The 14,011-nt window shown below is 70.0% G+C and carries 11 protein-coding genes; 7 read left to right on the forward strand and 4 right to left on the reverse strand.

Annotated features, from left to right (window positions below; translation table 11 throughout):
* Positions 1-3: 3 nt before the first annotated feature.
* The 4 genes from AB0B91_RS16935 (at position 4) to AB0B91_RS16950 (ending at position 4,351) form a co-directional block, all read left to right on the forward strand.
* Complete coding sequence (locus AB0B91_RS16935; protein WP_358319726.1) at positions 4-2,475, forward strand: hypothetical protein; 2,472 nt, start codon at positions 4-6, stop codon at positions 2,473-2,475.
* Positions 2,472-3,089 carry a hypothetical protein gene (locus AB0B91_RS16940; protein ID WP_358319729.1) on the forward strand — a complete coding sequence of 206 codons (618 nt, stop codon included), beginning with the start codon at positions 2,472-2,474 and terminating at the stop codon, positions 3,087-3,089. The genes AB0B91_RS16935 and AB0B91_RS16940 overlap by 4 nt, the downstream gene beginning before the upstream one ends.
* Entirely contained in the window at positions 3,086-3,472 is a 387-nt protein-coding gene (locus AB0B91_RS16945) for a hypothetical protein (RefSeq protein WP_358319731.1), read from the forward strand. Before AB0B91_RS16940 ends, AB0B91_RS16945 begins: the two co-directional genes overlap by 4 nt.
* A gap of 72 nt (positions 3,473-3,544) precedes the next feature.
* Complete coding sequence (locus tag AB0B91_RS16950; protein WP_358320806.1) at positions 3,545-4,351, forward strand: lytic polysaccharide monooxygenase; 807 nt, start codon at positions 3,545-3,547, stop codon at positions 4,349-4,351.
* A 124-nt stretch (positions 4,352-4,475) separates the two neighbouring features.
* Here the strand turns inward: AB0B91_RS16950 and AB0B91_RS16955 are convergent, their stop codons facing one another.
* The gene (locus AB0B91_RS16955; RefSeq protein ID WP_358319734.1) at positions 4,476-6,242 is read right to left on the reverse strand and encodes a carbohydrate-binding protein; all 1,767 of its coding nucleotides are present in this window, start codon (positions 6,240-6,242) and stop codon (positions 4,476-4,478) included.
* Positions 6,243-6,382: 140 nt separating this feature from the next.
* On the opposite strand from AB0B91_RS16955, the gene AB0B91_RS16960 reads away from it, so the two are divergent.
* Positions 6,383-7,393, forward strand: a complete 1,011-nt coding sequence (locus AB0B91_RS16960) for a nitronate monooxygenase family protein (protein ID WP_358319737.1) — start codon at positions 6,383-6,385, stop codon at positions 7,391-7,393.
* A 21-nt stretch (positions 7,394-7,414) separates the two neighbouring features.
* Here AB0B91_RS16960 and AB0B91_RS16965 read toward each other — a convergent pair whose 3' ends face one another.
* Together AB0B91_RS16965 and AB0B91_RS16970 are read right to left on the reverse strand one after the other, a co-directional pair.
* Entirely contained in the window at positions 7,415-8,671 is a 1,257-nt protein-coding gene (locus AB0B91_RS16965) for a C39 family peptidase (RefSeq protein WP_358319740.1), read from the reverse strand.
* A gap of 94 nt (positions 8,672-8,765) precedes the next feature.
* Positions 8,766-9,965 (reverse strand): HAMP domain-containing sensor histidine kinase, encoded by a 1,200-nt coding sequence (locus AB0B91_RS16970; protein WP_358319743.1) that lies wholly within the window; start codon positions 9,963-9,965, stop codon positions 8,766-8,768.
* A 219-nt stretch (positions 9,966-10,184) separates the two neighbouring features.
* Between AB0B91_RS16970 and AB0B91_RS16975 the strand changes: the two genes are divergently transcribed.
* Together AB0B91_RS16975 and AB0B91_RS16980 are read left to right on the forward strand one after the other, a co-directional pair.
* A complete protein-coding gene (locus tag AB0B91_RS16975) occupies positions 10,185-10,760 on the forward strand; it encodes a dihydrofolate reductase family protein (RefSeq protein ID WP_358319746.1) in 576 nt (191 codons plus the stop codon).
* A gap of 163 nt (positions 10,761-10,923) precedes the next feature.
* Positions 10,924-12,192 (forward strand): MFS transporter, encoded by a 1,269-nt coding sequence (locus AB0B91_RS16980; RefSeq protein ID WP_358319749.1) that lies wholly within the window; start codon positions 10,924-10,926, stop codon positions 12,190-12,192.
* Here the strand turns inward: AB0B91_RS16980 and AB0B91_RS16985 are convergent.
* Entirely contained in the window at positions 12,173-13,987 is a 1,815-nt protein-coding gene (locus AB0B91_RS16985; protein WP_358319752.1) for a protein kinase, read from the reverse strand. The genes AB0B91_RS16980 and AB0B91_RS16985 overlap by 20 nt on opposite strands.
* Between the last annotated feature and the right edge of the window lie 24 nt (positions 13,988-14,011).

Consider the following 14,011-nt stretch of genomic DNA (forward strand, 5'->3'; position numbering starts at 1 on the left):
GGCGTGGACCTGCAGACCCTGCTCGGCCCCGCGTTCCCGTACGTGGAACCGGTACTCGGCTGGGTCGTCGGCCTGGACTACCCCGAGGGCGACGGCGAGCAGAGCCTGGCGGGAGCCGCCGACCTGCGTACCGCGGCCACGAAGTGCCGTACGGCGGCCTGCGAGGGCGACGAAACGCTCAGCAACGTGCTCGCCTACGCCATGGGCCCCGCGGCTTCCGCGCTGAGCGCCTACTGGGGGAAGTTCTCCACCGATGACCCCGCGTACGTGGAGGAGCTGGCCAAGTCCTGCGAGAGCGCGGCGAAACAGCTTGAGGCGTACGGCCTGGACACCGACTACACGCAGAAGTACATCGCGCTCTGCCTGATCCTGCTGGCCTTCCTGCTGCTGCGGTCCTACGCGTTCGGGCCCGCGTCAGGCGGCGCCTCGTTCCTGTCGATCGGGCCCGCCTGCTCGATGGCCAGGCTGAACGTCAGGACGATCGCCAAGCTGCTGCTGATGAGCATCGCGTTCATGGTCGGCCTGGACGGCGGCACCCAGCTCTGGCAGTTCGCCGAGGGCAGGCGGGACGAGTGGGACGGCGACAAGACGACCGCGGCCGTGGAGGGCGGGCTGCTGACCGGGCTGGCGTTCGCCGGGCTGGGCGGGCTCATCGCCAAGCTGGGCGGTCCGCGGTTGCTGGGTGGCGTCGTGCTGAAGGAGGAGATGACGGCACGTGAGCGGGTGGCGGCGTTCCTGACCCAGACCGTGGGCGGGGTGGCCACCCAGAGCAGCGTCGCGTCGGTGATCGGCTCGGTCCCCATGCTGGTGGAGAACGGCCAGCTCACTCCCGAGGCGCTGGGCAAGGCCGCGGTGGCGGGCTTCGTGGGCGGCATCGACGGCCGGGCGGGCTACGCGGGCCCGCGGGCCGCCGAGGGCCTCCGCGTGCCTCGGCTGGGAGAGGTGCCACGACTGGGAGAGCCGGGCGGCACCCGGCTGGCGGACGCGCGGATCCCTGGAGAGGCGCCGCGACCGGCTGATCAGCGGGTGCCCGCGTACCACTTCGGCCCGGACCCGCACGACGGCGCGGGCGGACTGCCGCACGAGGGTGCGGGCGGGCGCCCACGCGACGCCGCGGGCGGGGCGTCCCGCGAGGGTGCTGGCGGGGCGCCGCACGAGTGGAGCGGAGGGGGCGAGCCCGGTGGGGCGCGCGGGAGCGATGGCCGGGCCGTGCCGGAGCTCACGCCCAGGCATCGGGAGATCATCCGGCAGAGCAGGCACGAGGTGGCCTCGGGCGTCTGGTACCGGAATCCGGGCCAGGCGGTCATGCCCAGCGCGGACATGCGGCTGCTGCGGCAGACACCGGGAGTCATCGACGTGGGCATCAGCGCCGACCGCAACGGGTTCTACCTCGGCGACCAGCGGCTGTCGGGCCACGACGTGGGCACGATGCTCGCCTACGACCCGGTCGTGATGGCCGATCCCAACGCCAAACTGCGCATCCTGGGCTGCGATCTCTATCAGAACCCCGTCGCGGTGAAGCAGGTCGCCGACATCGTCGGCCGGGAGATCATCACGGCCGACAAGTTCGTCTACATCGGCGCCGACCGGCTGGCGCACACGGGGAGCATCCCCCAGTACCGCCAGGACGGCCGGCCGATCTTCCGCGAGGACGGCCAGTGGCACCACACCCAGCCGGAGCAGCCGCACCAGCAGCCGACCGCCCCGGTGGACGTGGCCCGGCCGAGCCACGAGCTCCCGCCGGGGCCGCTCAACGAGGAGACGCTGAAGGCGAAACTGGAGCGGGAGCAACCAAGGATCGAGGTCATAGGCGATGGCCAGCATGGAATCGTGCAAAAAATCCGATTCCGTGACGGCACCTTCCTCATCAGGAAAGTGCATAACTTCGGGCATGTCACGGTGAAAAAGGACCTGCTCGCCTCGCTCGTCGGGCGAGCGATCGGTGCTCCCGTGCCCCACATCATCAGAGATCCCACCAACCCGGACGCCGTCTACATGCAGTTCATGGACGGTGTCGACCCGTCCCAGCTCAAGGGCAGCGTTCACCCCTTCATCTCCAGCACGTCGGGGAGGTTGCTCGGCCTGCTCGACGCGCTGGTCGCCAACACCGACCGCAGGGGCGGCAACTGGCTCGCCCACGGCCAGGACGGCGTCCACGGGATCGACCTCAGCAGATCCTTCAGCTTCGGGCTGGCGAAGGACGAGTACATGTTGAACGACTTCGCCGATCACTACATGGACGTGGAGGGCGAGTGGATCGACAACGAGCTCACCCGTCAGGACATCGAGCTGTTCACCGAGCGGATCGAGGCGCTGCGGCCGGAGTTCGCGAAGCTGGGCCGCGAGGCGTGGCACGACCAGCTGCTCGACAACCTGTACCAGATCGGCGAGCACGCGACCGGTGACGTGCCGTTGAGTCATGAGCCCGTCCACCACTTCGGCGGCTCCTACAGCGACCATCCCAGGCCAAGGTGAACGAGCAGACAGCCCGCGCCCTGCACAAGGCGGGCCTCGCCGCCGAGTCCGGAGTCCTCGCCCGCCACACAGGCCACGAGCGGGGCTACGGCGAAGCCGCCGACGGCTGGTGGGTGGAGCGGGAACGTACGACCGCAGTGGCCGGCGAGGTCGTCTCACCGATCCTGCGCGACACGCCCGAGACCTGGAGCCGGGTCGACCAGGTCGTCGAGATCATCCGGGCGCACGGCGGCGAGCCGGGGCCGGGGGTGGGCGGGCACATCCACGTCGGCACGCCCGACTACCGCGAGGTGATCAACTACCTCAAACTCCTCGACGCCTTCCGCGGGCACCAGGACATCCTGTACAGGCTGGCGCAGAACCCGGCCGCCGAGGGCGGCCTGCACCGGGGCTACGAGTACTGCATGCCCAACGTGGCGCGACCAGGGCTCAGGCCGTACCACTTCCAGGCCCTGATCGACGCGAACGGGCCCACCAACGCGGTCAGCATGGCCAGTGTGCGGGGGCGAGCCGACGACCACCTCGACAAGGAGCAGCTCATCAGCCTCTACGCGATCACCGGCTGGCAGCCGTCCGTTCTCGCACGGTACAGCCAGGAAGGGGGGAGGCCGTGATCGCGGTCGCCCGGGTCTTCGACGGCGTCAGGAACGGCGTGCCGTACTTCGAGCCCGGCCATCCCCTGGTGGAGAGCCCGCGAGAACGCGAACGGCTCGCCGCCTACCTGGAGGCGGGCATGCCGATCCTGGGCACCACCGGGCTGGACGTGGACCGGGTCGAACCGGAGCGTGGCGACGTGGTGCCGCTGAGCTTCCGCACCGACGGGACCTACGTCTGGACCGACACGGTCACCTACTACCTGCGCACCCACCATCTGCGGCCGGACCCGGAGCTGTGCGCGCACATCGCGGCCGGTGGGTACGTCTGCCCCGTGGTAGGCGCGGACCAGGCCGCGCGGGTGCTCCAGGAGTTCTACCGGTTCTCCGCCGAGCCCGGGTGAACCCGCAGGGCCGGGCGTCCGTACCTGTACGCAGGACGGAGTTCGCGAGCCGAGGAGGACTGCCACGTGGTCATGCGTCGCCGGATCGCGAGCGTGGCGGTCGCCGTGCTCGGCGTGGGCCTGCTGCTGCCCGCCGGGCCGGCCGGTGCCCACGGGGCACTGGAGAACCCCCTCAGCCGGGCGGCGGCCTGCGGCGCCGACAGCCCACGGACGGCCAAGTCGCCCGCCTGCAAAGCCGCCCTGGCGGTGAGCGGTACGGCGCTGCCCCGCGGGTGGGACAACCTCAGGGTGGCCGACGTCGCCGGCCGGGACCGCCAGGTGATCCCCGACGGGAAACTGTGCAGTGGCGGCATCAAGGGGTACAGCGGCCTCGACCTCGCCCGCAAGGACTGGCCCGCCACCAAGCTGACGGCCGGAGCGGGCTTCACCTTCAAATACCGCGGCACCATCCCGCACAAGGGGACCTTCCGGCTGTACGTCACCACGGACGGCTACAACCCGTCCCGTCCGCTCAAGTGGTCCGACCTGGAGAAGAAGCCCTTCCTCAAGGTCACCGACCCGGCGATGGCAGACGGCTCGTACGTCATGAAGGGCCGCCTGCCCGCCGGTAAGACCGGCCGCCACTTGATCTACACGATCTGGCAGAACTCCGACACACCGGACACCTATTACTCCTGCTCCGACGTGGTCTTCCGGGGCGCCAAGACCGCCGCCGCGCGCTCCAAACCCGAACCCGCCGCGTTGTCCGAGGCCTCGGCCGCCGGGCCCGCATCCGCCGGGAACGGCCGCCTGCCGTGGGCGGTGGGCGGTGCGGCACTCGTCGCCGCCGCTGGAGTGCTCACCCTGCTGGCCCGGTCGAAGAGCCGCCGCTTCCGGTAGCGGCCCCGATCAGGCAGGCGACCAGCCGCTCGTTGTTGTTCTGGGATACAAGTCCGGTCTCAGCACTCGGAATCCCGGGTCCCCGGCCGCCCGAGATCATCGGGCAGCCGGGGACGTCCGGGCGCTAGCCCGTCGTGATGAAGCCGCCCGGGTTCACCACCACCGGCGACTCCAGGTAGAGGCCGCGGTACTCGTCCTGGATGCCGCTGTTGTGGATCTGGATGGCCAGCGGGCCGACCTGCCCGGCGGTGGTGTCCTTGAACGCCAGCACCTCGACCGCCGTACACGTGGGCGCGCTCGCGGTGAGCGGGCAGCAGGCCATCCTGGCCTGGCCCGTGCTCTGGTCGGCCACGAGCTCGCACTGGCTCCAGTTGTGGATGTCCCACTTGGTGTGCGGGAACTGGGTGAACAGGCTGCCGCCGCCGTTGTTGTGGCCGGGGCGGTAGTCCCAGTGGCCGCCGTTGGGCGGCTGGAACTGGATGGCGCTGAGCGCGTCCCTGATCGGCGTGGTGGTGCCCCAGATCAGCACGGTCGGCGCGTGGTCGCCCGACACCTGCCGGACGTTGAAGATCCAGCGGAAGGTGCCGGTCTGCTGCTTGTTGTAGTAGATCCAGCCCCTGCCTGCCGTACCGGTGCCGTGGATGGCGCCGCTCTTCACGGTCCAGCCGGCCGCCGCGTGCGGGGTCCAGCCGTCCAGCGTGGTGCCGTCGAACATGGAGACCAGGTAGGGGTCGCCGTACGGGTTCTGCGCGACGGGGGTGTGCACGGTGAGATCGGGGCTCGGCGGGGAGACGTTGCCGGCCGCGTCCCGCGCGACGACGTGGATGACGTGGTCGGCGTCGGCGCTCAGGCCCGTACAGGTGCCCGTGGTGGTCTGTCCTGAGACGGTGCCGCACGCCCGCCCGTCGCCGAACAGGTCGTAGAAGGCGACGCCCACGTCATCGGCCGAGGCGGCCCAGGTCACCGTGACACTCGCCGAGGTGATGTCCGTCTGGCTCGGCTGTCCGGGTGCCGTGGGCGGGTGGGAGTCGATGGGCCCGGAGACGGTGAGCTTGTCGAGGTTGGGGCCGCCGGCGGCGCCTGTGGCGGTCGCCCTGACCGTGTTCGTCCCTTCATTGAGTGAGGCGGTGATGGCGAGGTCCGCCCAGGTGTCCCAGTTCGCCGTGGGGTTGAACGCCTGGCCTGCGGCGACCACGGTGCCGTTGACCGAGATGTCCAGCGGGCGGTTGGCCGTCGTCCCGTTGGCGTAGCGCAGGGTCAGTGTCGTTCTGGCCGCCTCGGGCACGTTCACCGTCCACTCGATGTAGCCGCCCGTCGTGTTGACGTAGTCGACGAAGCCGGTGCCGGTGAAGCCGGTGTGGTTGCTCGCCACCGCCGCCTGGGAGAGTACGGCGGTCTCGGCCTGGTAGGCGATGTCCTGGGTGCTGGACATGGTGACGTCGAGGAAGTCCAGGTTGGGGTTGCCGTTGGCGGTGGTCGCGGTGATCCTGACCGGGTTGGCGCCCGCCTGCAGCGTCGCGGTGAGTGTGGCGGTGGCCCAGGTGTCCCAGTTCCCCGTGCCGTTGAACGCCTGGCCGGTGGCGATGGCCGTGCCGTTGACCGTGATGGTGGCGGGACGGTTGGCAGTGGTGCCGTTCGCGTAGCGCAGGGCGAGGGTCGCGGGGCCGGCCGAAGGTGCGGTGACCGAGAACTCCAGGTAACTGCCCGAGACGTTGTCGCCGTTGACGTAGCCGGTGCCGGAGAAGCCCGTGTGGCTGGCCTCGAAGACGCCCTTGGAGATCGTGGCGGCTTCCGCCTCGTAGCGGGTGGTGGTCGCTGCCTGCGCTATACCTCCGATCAATACCGTTGCCAGTAAGGCGAGTACGGCTAAGACAGGCACCGTTCTGGACATGGCGCAGCTCCCTGTGACGTGCGCTCGTTAACAAACTTTCCTAATATTTCTCGATATGACCACCGGCAGCCGGGCGAGTCAATAGGTCGGATGTGTTCTCTTGGCGAACGTCGTGGAACGGGATGGAACGCCTCTAAGGCATGAATCTGCGGACACGCTTCACCGACACGTACGGTCTGACCACCCCGATCGCGCAGGCCGGCATGGCGTTCGTCGGAGCGCTGCCGGAGCTGGCGATCGCGGTGAGCAATGCCGGGGCGCTGGGGTCGCTCGGAGTGGGGCTGATGCCGACCGCCGCCATGGTCGAGACCATCGGCGCGGTACGGGCCGGCACGACCGGGCCGCTCAACGTCAACCTCATCACCCCCTTCGCCAAGCCCGAGCAGATCGACGCGATCTGCTCGGCCGGTGTCTCGGTGACGTCGTTCCACTGGGGGCATCCGCCGACGAGCTTCATCCGCCAGTTGCACGGCGCGGGCGTACGGGTCTTCGAGCAGATCGGGTCGGTGGACGACGCCAAGCGGGCGGTGGACGACGGCGTGGACGTGGTGGTGGCGCAGGGGCTGGAGGCGGGCGGGCACAATTACGCGACGCTGCCGACGTTCGCGCTGGTCCCGCTGGTGGTCGACGCGGTCGCCCCGGCGCTGGTCCTGGCCTCCGGCGGGATCGCGGACGGCCGGGGGCTGGCCGCCGCGCTCATGCTCGGGGCCGACGGCGCCTGGATCGGCACGCGGCTGGCGGCCACGGCCGAGTCGGCGGCGCACGAAGGCTACAAGAGCCGGCTGGTGGCGGCGCGGGGCACCGACACCGCGCGTACCCGGGTGTTCGGCCCGGAGACCCCGCAGTTCAACCCGACGCGGGTGCTGCGTAACCGGGTGGTCCGCGAGTGGCACGACCGGGCGGACGAGGTGCCGCGCGACACCTCGGGCCTGGAGGTCATCGGGCACACGACGCTCAACGGGGATCGGGTGGACATGCGCAAGTTCTCCTTCCTGGTCCCGATGCGCGGTCTGACCACCGGCGACCTGGAAGAGATGGCGCTGCTCGCGGGGCAGGGCGTGGGCCTGGTCGACTCGATCGAACCGGCGGCCACGGTGATCGAGTCGATCACCGCGCAGGCCCACGCCGCGCTCGCCCGCTACCGCGAATAGCCGGGCTCTTCGCAACGAGGGTCACCAGTTGGCGGGCAGTCCCGGCGTGGTCGCGGGCAGGGCGTGGCCGGGCGGGTGGATGACGTACGCGATGCCGCCGCTGCTGGAGCTGCGGAGCCAGACGTTCTCGAAGTCGGCCCGCGGATAGACGCGCCGCACGGCGTCGTTACTGGCGGAGGCCGGGTCGTTGGCGATCACGTCACCGGTGGCGGTGAAGCCGACGACCACCATGATGTGCCCGTTCGTGCCGTATCCGGCGCCCGGCAGCTCGCCCTTCTTGAAGGACTGCGAGGTGATCACCGGGATGCCGGCGCTGATCAGCCGCTCCAGCTCGGTCAGCGACCGCAGGCGGGTGATGAAGCCGTCCAGGCCGTAGCGTCCGGCGTAGGCGGTGTTGAACGGCCAGTTGCCCGCACCCTGGTAGGCGTGGTCGTAGGAGTAGCGGGCGGCATAGTCGACCTCCGGGTTCGGGTCGGTCGGATCGACCCAGGAGGTGTCCTGCGCGCTGGGCCACTTGCCCCAGTAGCCGAGGACCATCGTGGTCGAGGTCGGGCTGCACCAGGCCTGACCGCCGCCGTCCCATTCCGGGTAGTGGCCTTCGTGCACGTTCTGGGAGCGGCGCGGCACGGTCAGCTCGGTGCCCCAAGCGCCGCCGCCCGGGCTGACCGGCACGGTCTTGCGCTCGGGCACGTTCGAGGCCATCGCCCCCAGCATCCGTACGGTCGGCGTCACGGCGGAGCCCGGCGTCCGGTAGAGGGTGAGGCGTAGCTGGTAGGCGTTGATCTGCTTGCCCGTCGCCGCGACGAACGTGTCGACGGAGACGGTGCCGTCGGCGTCGGCCTGGCCGGGCACCGAGGTGCGGCGGATGTCACCCTCCCCGTACGCCCAGCGACCGAGCACGTACCACTTGGTCAGCCCGGCCGCATGACGACCACGGGCCTCGACCTGCAGCCAGCTACCCGCCGGGACGTCGGCGGTCCACGAGGCGATCAGCTGGGTGGCGGCGAAGTCGATCGTCCGCTCCGGCCCGGTCCAGCGGGCGTACTCCCAGCTCTTGGTGCCGAGCGCGTCCGTATAGGTGGTGGTACCGGCCGCGGAGGCGAACGACAGGCCGTCGCCGGAAACCGTTCCCTCGGGCGTACCGGAGGCGAAGTCGGCTCGTTGATAGACGACGTTCACCGTGGCCGCCTCGGGTCGCGTGGCGGCGAGGCCAGGCGCGGGAGCGGCCAGGGTCGCGGAAACCAGGACAGTGGAGAGTAAGACGGTCAGCGCGCGCATGAACCTACCTTGCTTGGACGGCGCTCGATGCGGCAGACAGTAGACATAGGGCGCATTCCGCACATCGGAAAATCTACGTACGCGCCGGTTCAGCTCAGGCGCGCAGGGCAGCCTGGCGTTCCAGCCGGGGCAGCCGCATGGTGACGGTCAGACCGCCCTCCGGCCGCGCCTCGGCGGTGACCGTGCCGCCGTGCGCGTCGACGATGGCCCGGACGATCGACAGTCCCAGCCCCGCGCCGCGAGCCGACCGTATCCGGTCGCCCTGCAGCCGGCGGAACGGCTCGAACAGGTCGTCCACGTCGTACGGCGGGACGGGCGTCCCGGTGTTCTCCACCACGACGACCGCTTCCTCGCCCTCCTCACGCAGGCGCAGCCACACGTCACCGTCGCGGACGTTGTACTTGATCGCGTTCTCCAGCAGGTTGTACACGCACCGCTCCAGCAGGAGCGGGTCGCCCGTCGCGAGGGCGGCGCGCAGGTCCTGGTGGAGGGTGACCGGCCGCTTGCGAGGTTGCAGGTCGAGCTGCTCCTCCACGGCCCGGATCACCTGCCGCAGGTCGATGCTCTTGCGGACGGCGAGCTCCTGCTCCGACTGCGCGAGCAGCAGCAGGCCCTCGATCAGCCGCTCGTAACGGGCGTTGGTGCCCAGCAGCGCCCGAGCCAGTGCCTTGAGATCCGGCGAGGCCGCCGGCTCCTCCAGCGACACCTCCAGAATCGTCCGGTTGATCGCCAACGGCGTCCGCAACTCATGCGAGGCATTACCGATGAACCTGCGCTGCGCCTCGAACACCCGATGCAACCGATCCAACATCGCATCGAACGTATCGGCCAGCCGCTTCACCTCATCATGCGGACCCCGCAACCCGATCCGCTCATGCAACGTACTCTCCGACAACCGCCGCGCCGTCTCCGTCACCCGATCCAACGGCCGCAACGCCCGATCAGCCATCAAATAGCCGAGCACGAACGCGATGACCCCGATCAGGATCATGATGATGAGCGAAGAGCGCAGCATCTCGTCGAGCACGCCGTCCGCCCGCTGCTTGACGTTGACCCGCTGAAGGAACACCTCGCCTTTGACCGCGTCCCCCGGCACCCCCTCGGCCCGCTCGCCGCTGACCACCCTGGGCCCCGGGGAGAACTGCTGGTCCAACGCCTGCCCGGTGATCAGGTACGTCGACCAGAGCAGCAGCGAGCCGGCCACGAAGAACGAGCAGCCGTACAGGAGCGTGAGCCGCATCCGGAGCCCCAGCCGGTTCCACGGGAGTACCCGGCCCCAGGCCCGCTGTTTCACGACAAGACCCCTTCCGGTCCCGTCGAGCATGGCGGATCAGGTGTTAGATGCGGGTAAGGCGCTCTTCCGGATCTCGACGAGCTTGGTCTGGAGGCGGTGGGTCAGCTCGGAAAGTTGTGCAAGAAATCCGGGAGGCGTGTCGGATCGGGGCGGTGGTGTTCGTAGCGGGAGTGAGGCCGCCACAAGGCGCGCGCGACCAACGTCCCGCAAGGAGACACCATGACTGCCACGTACACCTTCGACATCTTCTCCACGCTCGACGGCTTCGCCAACCACAACGGCGACTGGGGAGGCTATTGGGGCAAGCAGGGCCCCGAATTCCTCGCCTACCGCGCGGCTGCCTACCGCGACCCGCTGCGCATGGTGCTCGGGGCCAAGACCTACTCGTCGAACGCGCCGTTCCTTGACGCGGGCTTCGACCGCAGCCTGTTCGACGGGTGGATCACGCGCATGTTCGACTCCCCGGTCACGGTGCTCTCCAGCCGGCTGACCGAGCCGCTCGAGTGGCCGGACACGACCATCGAGTCCGGCGATCCTGTCGAGGTGGTCACGCGCCTCAAGGCCGAATCCGATGTGCCGCTGCGCTCCCACGGCAGCCTCACGCTCAACCGGGCGCTGCTGAACGCCGGCCTGATCGACACCATCGAGGTGACGGTCTTCCCCGTGATCTCCGGGACGACCGGCGTGGACCGGATCTTCGACGGTGCGGACGACTTCGACCTCGAACTGCTCGAGGCCCGGACCTTCGACGGCCACACGCAGGTGCTGACCTATCGGCCGACCCGACACAGTTGATCGCCGACGGGGCGGGCCGGGATCGTCATCCTCGCCGCGTGCGTGGTGTATGGCGCTGTGCTCCTGACGTCGACACGGTGACCACCAGCGAAACCACGAGTCCGCCCGTCGAATCCGGACATATGGCCGTATCGCGGAGACCGCTTTCCGTACGGTCAATGGCGTGACCCTCAACCGGCAGGCGCTCGAACAAGATGGCACACTCCTGAAAAATCGCGACTTCATGCTCTTCTGGACCGGGCAGAGCATCAGCGATCTGGGCGCCGCCGTCACGACGCTGGCGGTGCCGCTCACCGCCATCACCATGCTGCGTGCCTCGACCTTCGAGGTGGGGCTGCTGACCGCCTGCAGCACGGCCGCCTGGCTGGTCATGACGCTGCCCGCCGGGATGATCGTCGACCGCGTCGTCAAGCGCCCGCTGATGATCGGCTGCGGGGTGGCGCGGGGCGTGGTGGTGGCCTCGGTCCCTGTCGCGGCGGCGCTGGGCGGGCTGACGATCATTCACCTGTACGCGGTGGCCTTCCTCGTGGGTTCGATCAATGTCGTCTTCGAGATCGCCTGCCAGAGCTACCTGCCGGTCCTGATGTCGCGGCAGCGGCTCGTCGAGGGCAACGGCAAGATCGCCACGACCAACGCGGTAGCCGTCGCCGGCGGTCCCTCCCTGGCGGGCGGCCTGATGACGCTGTTGCACAGCGCGGCACGGGTGATGGTCGTGGACTGCCTCTCGTACGTGATCGGCATCGTGACCCTGCTGCTGATCCGCAGTCCCGAACCGCGGCCCGCCGACCGCGGGGACCGGAGCATGCGCCGGGAGGCGGCCGAGGGGATCACCTTCGTCCTGCGGCACCCGGTGCTGCGGCGCGTCGTGGCGTGCAGCGCGATCTCGAACCTCTGCGACGCCATGGTCACCACGCTCGTCGTCGTCTTCCTGCTCGGCGACCTCGGCACCGACCCCGCCACGCTCGGGCTGGTGCTGGGGCTGGGCAGTGCCGGCGGGATCGTGGGCGGCGTGCTCGCCACGTCGTTCGCGCGATGGGTGGGCGGGGCCCGGGCGTTATGGGCGGGGAAGCTGTACCTCGGGGGGTTCGCGCTCTTGGTCCCGGTGGGCGGGCCCGGCTGGGGAGTGCTGGCCGTCGCGGCGGGGCTGTTCGCCTCGCGGTTGTCCACCGTCGCGTACAACGTGCTGCAGATCGCCTTCCGGCAGTCGATCTGCCCGCCCGAGCTGCTCGGCCGGATGAACGCGAGCATCCGGTGGATGATCCGCGGCGCGATGCCGATCGGCGGTCTGCTGGCGGGGATCCTCGGCGCCTGGCTCGGCGCCCGCGCGACCCTGGCCGTCGCGGTGAGCTGTTCCTGGCTGGCGGTGCTCTGGCTGGTGTTCTCACCGCTGCGGCGGCAGCGGGAGATGCCGGTCACGCCGGATTGGTCTTGATCACCTTGCCGTTGACGTCGGCCACCAGGTAGGCCGTTCGGTATTCGTCGCCCACATAGATCATCATCGACTCGCGGACGCCGCCCACGAAGGCGAAGGCGGGATCCACGATCATGTAGTGGGTGGTGGGCTTGCGGATGCGCAGATCCTTGTCCGCCTTGCGGAACAGGGCAGGGAGGGCGTCCCAGTTGAACTTGGCCAGGTCCACCGCGGCGTCGTTCGCGGTGCCGCCAGGGCCCTGGCGCTCGGCTACGCCGTCACGGTAAGTGAAGCGGTCGTAGATGTCCTTCTCGCCCTTGACCAGCCCCTCAATGCTCGCGTACTCCGGGTACACCGTCATCCGGAAGACCTTGGTGCCGCCCATCACCGGCTTCAACTTGGAGATCATGGTCCGCATGCCCGCCGGGGTCAGCAGGTTGCCCGGGTCGGCGGCGGCCTCGGTGGGCTTGCTGGTGCTCTTCTTCGTGGACTTGGTGGCGGAGCTGGTCGGTGTTGCGGAATTCAGTGCCTGCGGGTCGTCGTCGGCGTCGCCGTTCAGCGCGGGCAAGAACGTCCACACCAGCACGCCGACCACCACGACCACGGCGGCGGACACCGCGACCATGGCCGGGGCCGCGCTGCGCCGCGTGCGGCGACGCGTGGCTCCGGTGACCGAGCGCGGGAGCGGCGGGCTGGTGTTCAGCGGGGGGTACTGCGGACCGGTGCCCACCTGCGGCCCCATGGCCGAGTACGGGCCCATGTTCGGCTGCTGCCCCATGTTCGGCTGCGGGCCCATGCCGGGCTGCGAGCCCATAGGCGGGCCCATGTGCGGCTGCGGGAACGACGGGCCAGTGGGCGACTGCTGAAACGGAGGGCCGCTGTTCGGCGGCTGTGCGAGTGGCGGACCTGGGGCCCAGCCAGGAGGCGCGGGCATCGACGCGGGGGCGTCGGTCACCGAGGCGAGCATGCGGTCCAGCGTCTCGCCGTCCGGCCGGGCGGCCAGATCGCGCGTGAGCACGCGGCCGAGCACGGGACCGAGCGCTCCGGCCCGCTGCGGCGGCGGCACGTCCTGGTTGAGCACCGCGGCCAGCGTCGCCAGCGTGGTGGCCCGGCGGAGCGGATGGCGGCCTTCGACCGCGACGTACAGCAGCATCCCCAGCGACCACAGGTCCGAGGCCGGGTCGCCCTCGTAGCCGTTGATGCGTTCCGGCGCGATGTACTCGGGCGAGCCGATGAACGAGCCGGTCGCCGTCAGGCTGGTGGACTCGCGTACCGCGGCGATGCCGAAGTCGGTGAGCACCGACCGGCCGTCCGGCCGCAGCAGGACGTTCGCGGGTTTGACGTCGCGGTGCTGGATGCCGACGGCGTGCGCGGCCCGCAGCGCGGACAGGATCTCGCGGCCGAGACGCGCGGTCTCCTGCGGCGTCATCGGGCCGTGTTCGAGGCGTTCCTGAAGCGAGCCGCCGGAGACCAGCTCCATGACGAGCCACGGGTAGCCGCTGTCGCCGTTGTCCACGATGTGGTGGATGGTCACGACGTGCGGGTGGTTCAGCCGGGCCAGGGCGCGGGCCTCGCGGAGCACTCTGGCCCGCAGCTCGCGGGCGGCCTCAGGGTCGCGCTCGTCCATGTCGGGGTCGGGCGGCCGTACCTCCTTGAGCGCGACCTCCCGGTGCAGGGCCACGTCCCAGGCCCGCCAGACGAGGCCCATGCCGCCGCCGCCGAGCCGTTCCACCAGCTCGAACCGGTCGTCGATCACCCGTCTGCGCATGCAGAGCAGCGTACTGCCAGGGGCCTCGCCCAGGACGGGCTGTCTCATACACGTATTTTTCCTGACAACCGG

Source organism: Nonomuraea sp. NPDC049141, assembly GCF_040648415.1.
Lineage (GTDB): Bacteria > Actinomycetota > Actinomycetes > Streptosporangiales > Streptosporangiaceae > Nonomuraea.

Excerpts from the sequence above, each read along its gene's own strand:
- AB0B91_RS16985 (WP_358319752.1), bottom strand. The coding sequence starts at position 13,987 with ATGAGACAGCCCGTCCTGGGCGAGGCCCCTGGCAGTACGCTGCTCTGC.
- AB0B91_RS16965 (WP_358319740.1), bottom strand. The coding sequence starts at position 8,671 with ATGCGCGCGCTGACCGTCTTACTCTCCACTGTCCTGGTTTCCGCGACC.
- AB0B91_RS16960 (WP_358319737.1), top strand. The coding sequence starts at position 6,383 with ATGAATCTGCGGACACGCTTCACCGACACGTACGGTCTGACCACCCCG.
- AB0B91_RS16955 (WP_358319734.1), bottom strand. The coding sequence starts at position 6,242 with ATGTCCAGAACGGTGCCTGTCTTAGCCGTACTCGCCTTACTGGCAACG.
- AB0B91_RS16950 (WP_358320806.1), top strand. The coding sequence starts at position 3,545 with ATGCGTCGCCGGATCGCGAGCGTGGCGGTCGCCGTGCTCGGCGTGGGC.
- AB0B91_RS16975 (WP_358319746.1), top strand. The coding sequence starts at position 10,185 with ATGACTGCCACGTACACCTTCGACATCTTCTCCACGCTCGACGGCTTC.